The organism is Novosphingobium aeonii (assembly GCF_052279045.1).
Taxonomy (GTDB): domain Bacteria; phylum Pseudomonadota; class Alphaproteobacteria; order Sphingomonadales; family Sphingomonadaceae; genus Novosphingobium.
This window is the reverse complement of the sequence record NZ_CP176832.1, coordinates 408,068-423,613: the sequence shown is the minus strand read 5'-3', so window position 1 is coordinate 423,613 and position 15,546 is coordinate 408,068. Positions and strand designations below refer to the sequence as shown.

General features: G+C 67.3%; 11 protein-coding genes. 4 read left to right on the top strand and 7 right to left on the bottom strand.

The annotated features are described in order from the left end of the window. Positions 1–10 precede the first annotated feature (10 nt). Positions 11–1,816 carry an aminodeoxychorismate synthase component I gene (gene pabB, locus ACLIMP_RS02095; protein WP_324697229.1) on the bottom strand — a complete coding sequence of 602 codons (1,806 nt, stop codon included), beginning with the start codon at positions 1,814–1,816 and terminating at the stop codon, positions 11–13. A gap of 103 nt (positions 1,817–1,919) precedes the next feature. On the opposite strand from pabB, the gene ACLIMP_RS02090 reads away from it, so the two are divergent. Both ACLIMP_RS02090 and ACLIMP_RS02085 read left to right on the top strand, forming a co-directional pair. After that, a complete protein-coding gene (locus tag ACLIMP_RS02090; RefSeq protein WP_324697227.1) occupies positions 1,920–3,518 on the top strand; it encodes a helicase HerA-like domain-containing protein in 1,599 nt (532 codons plus the stop codon). 4 nt (positions 3,519–3,522) lie between these two features. Continuing rightward, a complete protein-coding gene (locus tag ACLIMP_RS02085; protein WP_324697225.1) occupies positions 3,523–6,207 on the top strand; it encodes a M1 family metallopeptidase in 2,685 nt (894 codons plus the stop codon). A 20-nt stretch (positions 6,208–6,227) separates the two neighbouring features. On the opposite strand, the gene ACLIMP_RS02080 is transcribed toward ACLIMP_RS02085, so the two are convergent. From ACLIMP_RS02080 to ACLIMP_RS02060, 5 genes are all read right to left on the bottom strand, one after another. Continuing rightward, positions 6,228–7,661 (bottom strand): ATP-binding protein, encoded by a 1,434-nt coding sequence (locus tag ACLIMP_RS02080; protein WP_324697223.1) that lies wholly within the window; start codon positions 7,659–7,661, stop codon positions 6,228–6,230. 28 nt (positions 7,662–7,689) lie between these two features. Continuing rightward, a complete protein-coding gene (locus tag ACLIMP_RS02075; RefSeq protein ID WP_324697221.1) occupies positions 7,690–8,424 on the bottom strand; it encodes a response regulator in 735 nt (244 codons plus the stop codon). 40 nt (positions 8,425–8,464) lie between these two features. Then, positions 8,465–9,223, bottom strand: a complete 759-nt coding sequence (locus tag ACLIMP_RS02070) for an EF-hand domain-containing protein (RefSeq protein WP_324697219.1) — start codon at positions 9,221–9,223, stop codon at positions 8,465–8,467. A 189-nt stretch (positions 9,224–9,412) separates the two neighbouring features. Beyond that, the gene (locus tag ACLIMP_RS02065) at positions 9,413–9,814 is read right to left on the bottom strand and encodes a cupin domain-containing protein (RefSeq protein WP_324697216.1); all 402 of its coding nucleotides are present in this window, start codon (positions 9,812–9,814) and stop codon (positions 9,413–9,415) included. Between the two features lie 111 nt (positions 9,815–9,925). Next, the gene (locus tag ACLIMP_RS02060; RefSeq protein ID WP_443478020.1) at positions 9,926–11,746 is read right to left on the bottom strand and encodes an aminopeptidase P family protein; all 1,821 of its coding nucleotides are present in this window, start codon (positions 11,744–11,746) and stop codon (positions 9,926–9,928) included. 42 nt (positions 11,747–11,788) lie between these two features. Here ACLIMP_RS02060 and ACLIMP_RS02055 point away from each other — a divergent pair, with 42 nt between their 5' ends. After that, complete coding sequence (locus ACLIMP_RS02055; protein ID WP_324697212.1) at positions 11,789–13,894, top strand: S9 family peptidase; 2,106 nt, start codon at positions 11,789–11,791, stop codon at positions 13,892–13,894. After that, a complete protein-coding gene (locus ACLIMP_RS02050) occupies positions 13,891–14,295 on the top strand; it encodes an acyl-CoA thioesterase (RefSeq protein WP_185998440.1) in 405 nt (134 codons plus the stop codon). Before ACLIMP_RS02055 ends, ACLIMP_RS02050 begins: the two co-directional genes overlap by 4 nt. Before the next feature lie 56 nt (positions 14,296–14,351). On the opposite strand, the gene ald is transcribed toward ACLIMP_RS02050, so the two are convergent. Then, entirely contained in the window at positions 14,352–15,467 is a 1,116-nt protein-coding gene (gene ald / locus ACLIMP_RS02045; RefSeq protein WP_054442291.1) for an alanine dehydrogenase, read from the bottom strand. Positions 15,468–15,546 lie beyond the last annotated feature (79 nt).

The window sequence follows — 15,546 nt, the reverse complement described above, 5'->3', positions numbered from 1 at the left end:
CAGGACAACATCACTTGAGGAGTTGGGCCGGGAGAAGCCCCCGCAGCGAATTGCCGATCATGAAGCCATCGGCGAGATCGTCGAGCGTGAGTGCCGCTTCCACCGCGCGTTCCTGCTCGATCAGCGAGCGGCGCAGCACGCCGGGCAGCAGCCCGAGCGCGAGGGGCGGGGTAAGCAGCATGCCGTCCCGTTCGACGAAGAGATTGGTGAACGTGCCCTCAGTCACGAGCCCGTCGTCCCGCAGGAACAGGGCTTCCCCTGCGCCTGCCGCCTTGGCTGCCGCGAGGCCAGCCTCGTAGAAGCCGCGGTCGCTGGTCTTGTGGCGCAGGCGCCAGTCGCCGCTGTCGACCGGCAGGCGCAGCACGCCCACGATCACCGGCCCGGCAAAGGCTGGGGGCAGTTCGGAAAGTTCGAGCGCGTAGGCGCCGCTGCGCGAGGCGACGAGGCGCAGCTTAGAGGGGGCATCGGCATCGAAGCACAATGCCTGGATGGCATTGCGCACGGCGTGACGGTCGAAACTGAAGCCCAGCGTTTCGGCGCTGGCGCGAATCCGCTCGAGATGGAGTTCGAGCAGCGGAATGCCCTTTTCGGGCGTAAAGCACATCGTCTCGATCAGGTCGAAACTGGCGGGCGAGGATGCCCCTGCCGACTCTCTCACGAAACCCCCTTTGACCAGGCATTCCCGCCATTCGGGAAGCGCTTGTGAATCGGCGACCACGGCCGAGCCGACGCCCAGCACCGCGCGGCCGGTGCCGTTGTCGCCCGGCGTCAGGCGCAGAGTGCGGATTGCCACATTGAACGCGGCCTCGCCAGTAGGATCGATCCTGCCGATCGAGCCGCAATAAGGGCCGCGGGCATGGCGTTCCACTTCGGCGATCAGTTCCATGGCGCGGATCTTCGGCGCACCGGTGATCGAGCCGCAGGGGAAGAGCGCCCGCAGGATGTCCACCGCGCCCTTGCCTTGCGCCAGATCGGCCCGCACCGTCGAGACCATCTGGTGGACGGTGGGATAGCTTTCGATGGCGAAGGGATCCTCGACACGGACACTGCCTGCAGCGGCCACGCGCGAGAGGTCGTTGCGCATCAGGTCGAGGATCATGAGATTCTCGGCCCGGTCCTTGGTGGAGCCTGCGAGTTCGGCGCGCAGGTCTTCGTCCTGTGCCGCATCCCTGCCGCGCGGGCGGGTGCCTTTCATGGGGCGGACCGTTACTTGCCCGCCTTCCAGCGTGAAGAACAGTTCGGGCGAGAAGCTCAGCAGCCAGTGCGAGCCGTCGTGAATCACTCCGCCGTACCCGGCCGCCGCCGAGGGGCGGATCGCGGCGTAGAGCGCCAGCGGGTCGCCATGCCATGGTCCGGCCAGCGGGAAGGTGAGGTTGGCCTGGTAGATGTCGCCGGCCTCGATCGCGTCATGCAGGCGGGCGAAGGCCCGGGCGTAGGTCCCGCTGGATATCTGCGGTTCAAGCGGGCCGATGCCGCGCGGTCCGCCCGAGGCATGGCGGGCCAGCCAGCCGGGCATTTCGGCGGCCGCAACCGTCTCGTATCCCTCGAAGGCGCCGAACCACAGCAGCGGTCCCGCAGCGCCGATCCGGTCCGGCAGCAGCGCGGCCAGCTTCGGTTCCAGGGCGAGGCCGGCCTCGTAAGTCAGATATCCGGCAAGATGCAGTCCGTTTGCCGCCAACTGCTCGATACGCTCCAGCGCGGGGGCGATTTCGTGCGGCTGGCGGGCCACGACGATTTCGGTCGCGGCCCGGTAAAACCGGGCATCGGCGGCGCCTTCGCGGCGCGCATCATCAAGGAGGACGAAAGCTTCGGACATGTTCGGAAATGGGCCTTTAGCGATGAACGGCGCCGCTGGCAAAATCCCTCTCGCCCTCGCACCGAGGCCGCTCTATCACGATGGCGGGTGCAAGGAGCGGTGAATGGACGAGATTTTCCTGGGACTCGGTGGGAATGGTGAACGGCAGGTCCTGCGGCTGGGCCGCGCCAACCGTCACGGGCTGATCGCGGGAGCCACCGGCACCGGCAAGACCGTCACGCTCCAGACTATTGCCGAGCAGTTTTCCGCCGCCGGCGTGCCGGTTTTCCTCGCGGACGTGAAAGGCGATCTCTCGGGCATTTCGATGCCGGGCAGCCCGCAGTTCAAGAATGCCGCCATCCTGGAAGGGCGGGCCAGGGAAATCGGCATAACCGACTATGCCTACTCCGATAATCCGGCGGTCTTCTGGGATATCTATGGCGAGCAGGGCCATCCCGTCCGCACCACGATCTCGGAAATGGGGCCGTTGCTGCTCGCGCGGCTGATGGACCTCAACGATACGCAGGAAGGCGTTCTCAACATCGTCTTCCGCTATGCCGACGAGCAGGGGCTTCTGCTTCTCGATCTGCCCGATCTCCAGGCGATGCTTGCGCATGTCGCGGAAAATGCCGCTGCGCTTTCGGCCCGGTACGGCAATGTGACCAAGGCCAGTGTCGGTACTATCCAGCGGCAGGTCCTCGCGCTCGACAGTCAGGGCGCGGCGCGGTTCTTTGGCGAACCGGCGCTGGAAATCGCCGATTTCATCCGCTGCGACGACAAGGGGCGCGGCTACATCAACGTGCTCGCGGCCGACAAGCTGATGCGCAGTCCGAAGCTTTACGCCACTTTCCTGCTCTGGCTGCTGTCCGAACTGTTCGAGGTGCTTCCCGAAGTCGGCGACCCCGACAAGCCCCGGCTGGTGTTCTTCTTCGACGAGGCTCACCTCCTGTTCGACGATGCTCCCAAGGCCTTGCAGGACAAGGTGGAGCAGGTCGTCCGCCTCGTCCGTTCGAAGGGCGTGGGCGTCTACTTCGTCACCCAGAACCCGATCGACATTCCCGAGGATATCGCCGGTCAGCTCGGCAACCGCGTGCAGCACGCGCTGCGGGCCTTCACCCCGCGCGACAAGAAGGCGATCAAGGCGGCGGCGGATACGTTCCGCATCAATCCCGCGCTCGACGTGGAGGCGGCGATCACCGAATTGAAGGTCGGTGAGGCGCTGGTTTCCACGCTTGACGACGAAGGCGCGCCCACCGTTGTCCAGCGCACGCTGATCGCGCCGCCGCGTTCGCGGCTGGGTCCGATCGAGGCGAAGGAACGCGCGATCATCCAGTCCGTCAGCCCGTTCGACGGCAAGTACGATACCCCCGTGAACCGGGAAAGCGCGGAGGAAATCCTTGCCGCCAAGGCTGCCGATGCGGCCGCAACCGCGCAGGAAGTGGCGGAAAAGGGCAAGGAGGAAGTCGGCAAGCAGGAGCGCAAGAGCCCCAGTCTTTGGGACGGTCTGGGCGGAAAGGTGGCCAAGGCCGCTGCCGGCGCGGCGGCGGCGAGCGCCGGTTCGATTCTCGCGCAGTCGATGCAGGGCAGGAAAAGCCGTGCCGATCCCAAGGCTTCGGCCGCCAGCGCGGCGGCGGGAACGGTGGGGGATGCTCTTGGGAAAGCCATAGGTTTTCCGGGGCTTGGCCGGTTTGCGCGCAATCTCATCGGCGGCCTGATGCGCTGAGCTGATGGGGATATTCCGGGGCTCGATCCCGTTCGCGGCGCTGCTTGCTGTGCCGGGTGCCGCCGCGGCGCAGGAGACGGGTGGCACCATGGCCGAGCCGGCTGCCGCAATCGTGGTGGAGGCGCAGAAACCCGACCTTCCGTTCGGCCGACTGGACGATTCGGCAAGGCCGCTGGCCTATCGGCTGGACCTCACCGTGGACCCGTCGAAGCCGCGATTTTCCGGTCGGACAGAGATCGACCTGAACCTGACCAGAAAGACACCTAGACTATACCTGCACGGCCGGGAGCTCGGCATGACCCGGGTCGAGGCCCATTTTGCCGGGCGGACCCTTGTCGGCCACTGGAGGCAACTCGATGCAGAGGGTCTTGCCGAGGTGCGCTTCGACGAAGACCTTCCCGCAGGTCCGCTGACCCTGGCCTTCGATTACACCGCAGCCTTCGGACAGGGACCGGCCGGTCTGTTCCGCGTGGAAGTGGAGGGCGCCTGGTATGCCTGGAGCCAGTTCCAGTCCATCGATGCCCGCGCCGCCTTTCCCGGTTTCGACCAGCCGGGATTCAAGACGCCTTTCGCGATCACGCTGCGCACGCCGCCCGGCCTCGCCGCGATCAGCAACGGGCCGGAGACCGGCACTCCCGCGCTCGAGAACGGGCTGGCGGTTCACCGCTTCGCTCCGGGGCCGCCGCTGCCGACTTACCTTGTTGCGGTGATGGTCGGGCCTTTCGCGATCCTGTCCGGCGAAGTGCCCCCTACGCCGGAACGGAGCGAGCCGCTGCCGCTGCGGATCGTCTCCACGCGCCAGAATGCCGGAAACCTTGCTTTCGCGATGGAGGGGAGCAAGCGCATCGTCACCCTGCTGGAGGACTATTTCGGGGAGCGTTTTCCCTTCCCCAAGCTCGACCAGGTGACCAGCCCGATCCTGCCCGGCGCCATGGAGAACCCCGGCGCCGACCTCTACCGCGACGATATCCTCGTCATGGACGAAAACGCGCCGGTGGAGCAGCAGCGCCAGTTCGGCATGATCGTGGCCCATGAACTGGGCCACCAGTGGTTCGGCGATCTCGTCACGCCGGACTGGTGGGACGATCTCTGGCTGAACGAGAGTTTCGCCAATTGGATCGGTTACCGGGTGGGCGATCGCTGGCGGCCCGATCTCGGGATCGCGGGCGACGCGCTGGGCACCGGCTATCAGGCGATGGATATCGACGGGCTATTGGCGGGCCGCCCGATCCGCCAGTCGATCGAGACCAGCGACCAGATCGATTCGGCATTCGATTCCATCACTTATGGCAAAGGCGGCCACGTCGTCGGCATGATTGCCGATTGGCTGGGCGAGGATCGCTTCCGGCAGGGTGTGCGCCGATACATCGCCGCGCACCGGCAAGGCACCGCCACCAGCGCGGACTTTTTCGCCGCCCTTGCCGAAGTGGCGGGCGATCCCCGGCTGGTGCCGGCGCTGCGCAGTTTCGTGGAGCAGCAGGGCGTGCCGCTCCTCGCCATGCGCCAGACCGGCGACCGGCTGGCCGTGACCCAGCTTCGCTACACGACCGCCGGGGTGGCGACGCCCGATGCCCGCTGGACCATTCCGCTGTGCTTCCGCCGCGGCCTTCAGCGCACCTGCACGATCATGGACCAGCGAAGCCAGATCTTCACGGTTCCCGGCGAAGGCCCGGTGTTCCCCAATGCCGGCGGCAGCGGCTATTACCGTTTCGAACTGACGGCCCGGCACTGGAACGAACTCATCGCTTCGGCAGACGGTCTTCCCGGCGGCGAGGCGCTGGCGCTGGTCGATTCGCTGGACGCCTCCATCCGCGCGGGGCGCGGCAATGTCGGCGAAATGGCGCAGCTCGCCCGCAAGCTCATCCACCACCAGGATCCGCACGCCGCCGACGCACCGGACAAGGCGCTGGCCCGCTACATGATGCAGGGCTTCGTCAGCCCGCAGGCGCGCCGCAGTTTCGGCCTGCTGCGCGAACATCTTTACGCTCCGCTGCTCAAGGAGCTGGGCTTCGATCCCCGCTACGGCATCTATGCGCGCGAGGCTTCGGCGCGCACCCAGCGGCGGGTCCAGGTGGTATCCGCCCTGCTCAACACCGGGCGCGGCGGCAGCCTGCGCGACCAGCTTTCCAATGCCATGGCCGCCTATCTCGCGGGAGACAGGACCGCGCTCGATCCGGCCTGGCTGGACCATGCGCTGGATCTCTATCTCTACAAGCGCGACAATCAGGCCGCTCGCGATCTGGTGGACCGTGCGCTGTCTTCCGAAGACCCGGTGTTTCGCCCCGCCGCGCTTGCCGCCGCCTCGCGCACCAGCGATCCCAAGCTGGCCGCCTGGCTTCTCGCGCTTGACGATCCGCGCCTGCGCGAAAGCGAGAAGCGCGACCTGCTCGATGGGGTAATGGCGCGCAGCGCCACGCGCGAGATGGGCTACGACTGGGCTCTCGCCCATCTCGACGGGATGCTGGACAGCGGCGACGGCCAGTTCTTCGCCACCCGGCTGCCGCAAATGCTCGGCCGGTTCTGCTCGGTCGCCCGCGCCGAGCGCATCGCCCGCGATTTCAGGCTGCGCCTCGCCGGAACGCCCGGCGCTCTCGAACTGGACCGTGCGATCGAGCGGGTGCGCAACTGCGGCTTGCTGGACGACATGCTGGGCGAGCAGATCGACGCCGGTTTCGCGAGGATGAAGTAACCGGCAGGCAGGGGCTTCTCCTAACCGACCGGGAGTTCCAGCCGCGCTGTCAGCCCCTCGATCGTGCCGTTTGCCGAGACCCGGTTCGACAGCTTGAGCGCGCCGCCGTGCTGGTCCGCGATCGCGCGGGCGAGGGCAAGGCCGAGGCCGGCGCCGCCGGTGGCGCTGTTGCGCGAAGGGTCGCCGCGGGTGAAGGGGTTCATCATCGCGTCGATGGAATCGTCGGGTATGCCCGGCCCATCGTCCTCGATGAGGATCACCGCCCGCGTCGTTCCATCGCGCCCGTCCTCGCGCGAGAGCGAGACGCGTGCGCGCTCGCCGTAGCGCAGGGCATTGCCGATCAGGTTGCGCAGGGCGCGCCGGATCCAGGTCGGGCGCAGTTCGAGCGCGACGCGTTCGGTATCGCCCACGTCCACCGGCTCGCCCATGTCCTCGTATTCCTCGATCACCGAGAACATCAGCGCCGAAAGTTCGGTGCGTTCCAGCGGGTCGCTCGGGCGGCCGACGCGGGCGAGGGACAGGATATCGTCCAGGGTATGGACGATGTCCTCGATGGTGGTGGCCATGCGGCCGCGTTCCACATCGTCGGTGACGGATTCGATGCGTACGCGCAGCGCGGCGAGCGGGGTCTTGAGATCGTGGCCGATGGCGCCGAGCATGACGTTCTTCTCGTCCAGCAGGGCGGCGATGCGCGATTCCATGGCGTTGTGCGCCACGATCAGGCGCTGCATGTCCTCAGGGCCGGAAGGGGCAAGCTGGCCGTCGACGTCCTGCGTGGCGGCGAAGCGTTCGAGGCGGCGGGTAAGGGCGGCCAGCGGGCGGGTGATGCGGCGCAGGATCAGCGCCACGGCGCCCATGATGACCACGTAGATGATGATCGTCTGGATCAGGATCGGCGTGATCAGCACGTTCTCGGCCCGCGGCGCGCGCACGCGGGAGATGATCCAGTTGCCGCTGTCATCGGTGCGCACGCCCACCACCAGCAGGTTGGCGCGCATCAGGCCCTGCGTTTCCTCGCGCGAGAGGCCGTAGCCCGCCGCGCGTTCCAGCGCGTTCCGGCGGGCCACGCGGTCACGCCCGACATCGCGGTGGACGACGACGATCTCGCGGATCGGGAATTCCTGGTCGGCAAGGATGCGGGCTATGCCGGCCTCGGCCTCCTCGTCGCGGGTCTCGCCGGGGGCGACGGGCGAGCGCGTGCTGTATTCGAGGTGGTAGCCCTTGGGCGGCGGGCCGGAAAGTTGCACGCGCGGGCCGCCGTCATGGCGGCGCGATAGCGCACGGGGGCCGCGCGTTTCCATGACCAGCCTGAAGGCGGAGGCGTTGAGCATGCTCGCCTCGTACCCTTCGCGCTGGGCGCGGTAGACGAAGAACGCGCCGAGGCCCTGCACGAGCATCAGCGCGACCGCGATGGCAAGCAGCATCTGGCCCATCAGGCTGTGGGGACGAGGCATCTTCAGGCTCGACATGGGGGCGATCCGATCAGTCCGCTTCGAGCGGTACGCGCTGCACGTCGGTAGCGAGCATGTAGCCGCCGCCCCAGACCGTCTGGATCAGTTGCGGATTGCGCGAATCGACTTCGATCTTGCGGCGCAGGCGGCTGACCTGGTTATCCACCGCGCGGTCGAACAGGTGCGCCTCGCGGCCCTGCACCATGTCCAGCAGGCGGTCGCGGTTCAGCACCTGGCGGGGGTGTTCGAGGAAGGCCATGAGCAGGCGGAACTCGACCGAGGAGATCGGCACGGTCGCGCCCTCGGCATCGGACAGGCGGCGCTTGAGCGGGTCCAGCAGCCAGCCCTCGAAGGCGAAGGCCTCGTTCTCCGGTGCCTGCGCGGGTACGCGGGCGGCGCGGCGCAGCACCGAGCGGATGCGGGCCACCAGCTCGCGCGGTTCGAACGGTTTCACCACATAGTCGTCCGCGCCGATCTCAAGGCCAACGATCCGGTCGGTCGCCTCGCCGCGGGCGGTGAGGAAGATCACCGGAATGTCCTGCGCTTCCACGAGGTGGCGGCACAGCGAGAGGCCGTCCTCGCCGGGCATCATGATATCGAGCAGGACGAGGTCGGGCTTCTCGCCCTGCAGCTTGCTCCGGGCTTCGGCGGCGCTGGTGGCCGGCGTGACGGCAAACCCCTGGCGCGACAGATAGTCGGCCAGGGGCTCGCGGAGTGCAGCTTCGTCGTCGACCAGCAGGACGCGGGCGGGCGAGATGTCGTTCATTCCATTCCTTTTCCGGCCGGTCGCTCGGGCGGGCTTCGATTTACTTCTTCGCGGGCGGCGGCGGAGCGTCAGGCGCGCCGCGTGCGTCCCGGCGGTCGTTCTTGCGGGCCTGCCACTCGCTGCGCATCCTGTCACGCGCGGCGCGGCGTTCCTCGGGGGTGATCTTGCCGTCCTTGTCGGTGTCCACCGCATCGAAGCGCTGGAGCGCGGCGGTGACGAATTCGGCGCGGGTGACGGCGCGGTCGCCATCGGCATCGGCCTTGCCCAGGCCCATCATCGGCCCCTTCATCCCGCCGCGCGGACCGCCGTGGCGGCCATGGCGTTCGGGGCGGCCATCCTTGCCGGGGCCATTCATGTCGGGGCCATTCATGTCGGGGCCACCGGGAGGCGGCGGGGGCATGTCGCCCGGCCCTGCGCCATCGGGGCGATCGCCGCCGGGGCGGGGACCGCGATCGCCGTCCGGGCCGCGATCGGCCATGAACTCGGCTTTGGAGATCGAGCCGTCCCGGTTGGTGTCGAGCCGGTCGAACATGCCCTCGCGCCTCTGCTGGCGGCGGGCCTCGCGGTCGGCGCGGTCGAGCTTGCCGTCCTTGTTCACGTCGAGCCGGGCGAACATCGCCTCCGCGCGGGCCTGTGCCTCGGCGCGGGTTTCGATACGGTCACGCTCGGGGGCTGCCGGCGATGTCGCCGAAGGGGCCGCCGGCCTGGTCGTCGCATTCTGGGCGCCGGCCATTCCGCCAATCGCCAGGGCTGCGGCGGAGATGCCGATGGTGATCGTGCGGAAGCGATTCATGCTCATGGCTCTCTTTCTCGAAAAACTGGCGAAAGCCGTGGGGCGGGGAAGGGAGGGGGAAGGAACGCCCCGCGGCTTTCTGATGCCCGGTCTAATCGCCGCTTGTCGCGCAGTTGTGCCGTCTTGCGGGTTTATTGTCGCCAATTGTCACAGGCTTGGCACTCCATTCAGCGCGAGGCAAGCCTTCCGGCAAACTCATCGCGGGCGATGCTGCGTTCCTGCACCGGCGGTAATGAACAGGGCGGTGGCCGGTCCGTCGACATCGGCGGTGTGCCAGGCGCCGGGCGGGTTTATCGCATATTCGCCGGGGCCGATGGTCACGCTGCGGGCGCTGCCGTCCGCCAGTTCCTGATGCAGGGTCATGGCGCCGGCGAGGCAGACCACGAGTTCGTCGCCCGCCGGGTGCATTTCCCAGCTGTCCCAGCTTTCGGCGAAATCGTACATCGAGACGAGCCGGCCCTCGGCACCGTCCGGCGCGGTGCGTTCGGAATAGGCGGCGTACCATTCCATGCCGGTGAAGGCGGGCTGGGCACGGGCTGCCGCGCCGAGGCCGAGGTGGACCGGATGGGTCCTGAGATCGTGTACGGGTTCCGTCATGGGCAGATCCTCCCGGCAATCCTGTTGCCGGGAGGATGCTACGCCTGAGCCGCAAGGCTCACAATATCGGAAGCAGCCGCACCGCAACGGCTCCGTATCGATGCGGCGATATCAGAGCGGCAGGCACTGCTCTTCGAGCCAGACCTTCACTTCGCCGTCAAGCTGCGGGCCGATCACGTCGAGCACCCTGGCGTGATAGGCGTTCCACCAGGCCGTCTCGTCCGCCGAGAGCAGGGAGGTGTCCACCATGCGGCGGTCGATCGGCACCAGCGTCAGCGTTTCGAAGCCGAAGTATTCGCCGTCCGAACCGGCGAACCGGCGCGGTTCGACGAGGATCAGGTTCTCGATGCGGATGCCGTACTCGCCCGCCTTGTAGTAGCCCGGCTCGTCGCTGAGGATCATTCCCGCGAGCAGTTCCTGCGACGTGCCGGCCTGTCCGCCGGCCGGCTTGCCGATGCGCTGCGGGCCTTCATGGACGGAAAGGAAGCTGCCCACGCCGTGGCCGGTGCCGTGGGCGTAGTCGAGACCGACCTGCCACAGGAACTGGCGGGCAAGCGCATCGAGCTGGCCGCCGTTGGTGCCCTTGGGGAACACGGCGCGGTCGATGGCGATGGTGCCCTTGAGCACGCGGGTGAAGCGGTCCTTCACTTCGGCGAGGGGTTCGCCGGTGCCGATCCATACGGTGCGGGTGATGTCGGTGGTGCCGTAAGGGTACTGTCCGCCTGAATCGACGAGATAGACGCTTTCGGGAAGCAGGGTCAGGCTCGATTCCTCGGAGACGCGGTAGTGCGGGCTGGCCGCGTTCGGGCCCGCGCCCGAAATCGTGTCGAACGAGAGATCGCGCAAGTCGCCGCATTCGCGGCGGAAGGCGTGGAGGCGGTCGGACGCGCTCATCTCGGTCACTTCGCCCCTGGGGCCTTCGACCGACAGCCAGTGCAGGAAGCGGGTGACGGCCACGCCGTCGATCGCCTGCGCCTGCCGGTGGCCCTGCCGTTCGACCGGGTTCTTCACGGCCTTGGGCAGGATCGTGGGATCGCGTTCCTCGACGATCGTGGCGCCCGCGGCGCGCAGGGTCTCGAACACGGCGGCCACGGCATTGTCGGGATCGACCGCGACACGCTTGCCGGCCAGGGTGCCGAGGCCGGAAACGAAAGCGCCGCGCGGCTGGATGCGCACGGCATTGCCAAGGTGCTGGCGAAGCTGCGGCGTCACCTTCTCGTCGGCGATGTAGAGATCGGCGGTGCCGTCGGCATGGGCGACGACGTAGGACAGCGCCACCGGGGTCCGCTCCACGTCGGTGCCGCGCAGGTTGAGCAGCCAGGCAATCGAATCCAGCGCCGAGATCACGGTGGCGTCGAGGCCTCGCGCGGTCAGCCATTCGGAGACGGCGGCGCGCTTGGCCTTGCTCGATTCGCCGGCGAGCCCATCGTCATGGACGAGCGCGGGGGCAGGTGAGGGTGCGGGCTGGTCTTCCCACACCGCGTCGATCGGGTTGCCGTCCACCGCGACGAGGGTGCCGCCCACAGCGGCGAGCGCGGCCTGCGCCGCTTCCACCCACTTCGATCCGTGCAGCCAGGCGTCGTAGCCGATCCTGGCGCCCTTGGGGGCATATTGCCCCAGCCAGCGCGCGGGGCTGGTCTGCGGCACGCTTTCATAGGCGTAGAACCGGCCGTCCACCTGATCGCGCACCTGAAGGGTGTAGCGACCGTCCACGAACATGGCGGCGGCGGGCGACAGCGCGGGATCGGTCAGCACCACGGCGCTGCCGGCCGAGCCGCCGAAGCCGGTGAGCCAGGCAAGGCGCTGCGCATAGGCGCCGACATATTCGCTCATGTGCTCATCCGAGATCGGAATCACGAAGCCATCGAGGCCGCGCGATTTCAGTTCGCCGCGCAGGGCATCGAGGCGCGCTTCATGGGTATTCATCAACATGGAAAAGGTATCCGGCTTGCGGGGGTCATGGTGCGATCATAGATGGAGGTCATGGCAGATTCCACCCAGACCCTTTCCGGTCCTCCACAGGCGGCGAAGAAGCCGCATTCCTTCACTCACCATGGCCTTGCCGTCGAAGACGACTACGCCTGGCTGCGCGACGCCGGTTATCCCGAAGTTACCGACAAGGCCGTTCTGGAGCACCTCGAAGCGGAAAACCGCTGGTTCGAGTCGCGCATGGCGGATCGTCAGGGCAAGATCGACGCGCTGTTCAAGGAAATGCGCGCGCGCATCAAGGAAGCCGACAAGTCGGTGCCGCAGAAGGACGGCGACTGGCTCTACTGGATCGAATTCGAGGAAGGCGCCGAATACAAGAAGTGGTGGCGCCGCCCCGTCGGCGCGACCGATGACGGCAGCGCCGACGAACTGATCCTCGACGAAGTGGCGCTGGCCGAGGGCAAGGAGTATTTCAACCTCGGCGCGATCTCGACCAGCAACGACGGCAAGCTGCTTGCCTATTCGGTGGACGACAACGGCTCCGAGCGCTTCACCGTCCACGTCAAGGTGCTGGCGACCGGCGAACTCCTGGCGGACGAGATTCCCGGCACGCTGTCCGGTCTCGTCTGGGTCGCGGGCGACAAGGGCCTGGTCTATTCGCTCGCCAACGAGCAGTGGCGCACCGACAATGCCCGCCTGCACTGGCTGGGCCAGCCGCTGGAAAACGACGTCGAACTCTATCACGAGAACGACGAGGGCTTCCGCGTCGGGTCGTCGCTCTCGTCGAACGAGAAGTGGCTGCTGATCGGCACCAGCGACCATGAGACCAGCGAATGCCGCATGGTCCTCGCCAGCGATCCGCTGGGCGAGCAGATTCTGGTGAAGCCGCGCCAGAAGGGCGTGGAATACGATGTCGATGAGCGCGACGGCGTGCTCTACATCCACACCAACGACACCCACGAGAACTTCCGCTTCGCCACCGCGCCGCTGGAGAATCCCGGCGAATGGACCACGCTGATCGAGGGTACCGACGCGTTCTACCTCACCGGCGCCGACCTGTTCCGCGACTTCTACGTGACCGAAGGCCGCAAGCTGGTGGGCCACGGCGCCGGGCTCGACCAGATCGAGGTCCGCTACTACGACGATCCCGCCCGCGTGGAGCCGATCACCTTCCCGGAAGCCAGCTATTCGGCAGGCCTTTCGAACAATCCCGAATGGCACATGGACGTGCTGCGCCTGACCTACGAATCGATGGTCAGCCCTTCGTCGGTCATCGATTACGACGTGGCGGCGCGCACGATGGAAGTGCTCAAGGTCCAGGAAATCCCCTCGGGCTACGATGCCTCGCTCTATGCGACGGAACGGCTGGAAATCGCGGCGCGGGACGGCACGCCGATCCCGGTCTCGATCGTCTACCGCCGCGACAGGACGGGCGCGGGGCCGCTGCACCTCTACGGCTACGGCGCCTATGGCATCTCGATCGATCCCGGCTTCTCGACCACGCGGCTCAGCCTGGTCGATCGCGGCTTCGCTTATGCCATCGCCCATATCCGCGGCGGCGACGATCTGGGCCGCGCCTGGTACAAGGCGGGCAAGCTGGAGAAGCGGAACAATACCTTCAACGACTTCGTGGATGTGGCCAGGGGCCTGATCGCGCGCGGCTTCACCGAGGCGGGCAGGATCTCGATCTCGGGCGGATCGGCGGGCGGCGAGCTGATGGGCGCGGTGGTCAACTCCGATCCTGAACTGTTCGGCGCGGTGGTGGCGCATGTGCCCTTCGTGGACGTGCTCAGCACCATGCTCGACGATACCCTGCCGCTGACGCCGGGCGAATGGCCGGAATGGGGCAATCCCATCGAGGACAAGGCCGCCTTCGAGCTGATCCGCAGCTACTCGCCCTACGATCAGGTCAAGGCCCAGGCCTATCCGCCGCTCATGGTGACGGCCGGCCTCAACGACCCGCGCGTGACGTACTGGGAACCCGCCAAGTGGGTGGCGAAGCTGCGCGAACTGAAGACCGACGATAACGAGCTGATCCTCAAGACCAACATGGGCGCGGGCCACGGCGGCAAGTCCGGCCGGTTCGAGAGCCTGAAGGAAACGGCGGAGGAGTTCGCCTTCATCCTCTGGCAGCTCGGCGTTACCGAGTGAAGCCGCCCTTCACCCTGACCTTCACGGCGCAGGCCCATGACATCGACGTCATGGGCCACGTCAACAATGCGGTCTGGGTGCGGTGGATGGAGGCCATGGCCACGGCGCACTGGGAAGCGGTGGCCATGCCCGATCATCAGGCGAGATACGCCTGGGTCGTGACCCGGCACGAGATCGACTATCGCGGCAATATCCGCGAGGGCGAGAGCGTGACCGGGGAAACCTTCATCCCCGAAGGCCCGACCGGCGCGCGGTTCGTGCGCCGGGTGGATTTCCGCAATGCGGCGGGCAGGGTGCTCGTTTCCGCGAAGACGACCTGGGCCATGATCGAGATCGCCTCGCAGCGCCTGATGCGGGTGCCGCCGGAAGTGGCCGCGCCGTTCTGGGACGGGGCCGGATAACCATCCCTATCGTCACCCTGAAGCGAATTCAGGGTGACGATGTCCTTCGCGCAAACTCAGCCCAGCACGTCGCCGACCGGCGTGTAATCGTAGCCCAGCTCAGTCGCAACAGCCTCGAAGGTCACTTTCCCGGCGTGGACGTTCAGCCCGTTCGCAAGGTGGGGGTCCGCCTTGAGCGCCGCCTTCCAGCCCAGGTTGGCGATCGCCAGCGCATGGGGCAGGGTGACGTTGTTGAGCGCATAAGTGCTGGTGCGGGCCACCGCGCCGGGCATGTTGGCGACGCAATAGTGGACGACCCCGTCCACCACGAAAGTCGGATCGGCATGGGTGGTGGCATGGCTCGTCTCGAAGCAGCCGCCCTGGTCGATGGCGACATCCACCAGTACCGCGCCGGCCTTCATGGTGCCCAGCATCTCGCGCGTTACCAGCTTGGGCGCGGCGGCGCCGGGGATCAGCACGGCGCCGATCACGAGATCGGCCTCGGCCACGCTCTCGGCAAGGTTGGCGGTGCTGGAGAAGCGGGTCTTGGCGCGCGCCTCGAAGTGGATGCCGAGCCGTTCGAGCACGTCGGGGCTGCGGTCGAGGATGGTCACGTCGGCGCCGAGGCCCACCGCCATCTGCGCGGCATTGAAGCCGACCACGCCGCCGCCGATCACCGCCACCTTGCCCGGCATCACGCCGGGAACGCCGCCCAGCAGCACGCCGCGTCCGCCATGGGCCTTTTCCAGCGCGGTGGCGCCGGCCTGGATCGACATGCGCCCCGCGACCTGGCTCATCGGCTTGAGCAGCGGAAGCTGGCCGCCGGGGCCGGTCACGGTCTCGTAAGCGATCGCGGTGACGCCGGACTTCACGAGATCGGCGGTCTGCTCGGGATCGGGCGCGAGGTGGAGGTAGGTGTAGAGGATCTGGCCCTCGCGCAGCATGGCGCGTTCGCCCGCTTGCGGTTCCTTGACCTTCACGACCATTTCGCAGCCTTCGAAGACCTCGCTCGCCGATGCCACGATCTTCGCGCCCTGACGGGTATAATCGGCGTCGCTGGCGCCGATGCCGAGACCCGCGCCGCTTTCCACCCAGACTTCGTGCCCGTGCGCCACGAGTTCGCAGGCGCTCTCCGGCGTCAGGCCGACGCGGTATTCGTGGTTCTTGATTTCCCTGACGGTACCGACACGCATGTTTTCCACTCCGGCAAAATTCTCTCCTGCCCGTGAGATACACCCGGCACCCTGCAATGTTTCACCGAATTGGGGCTTG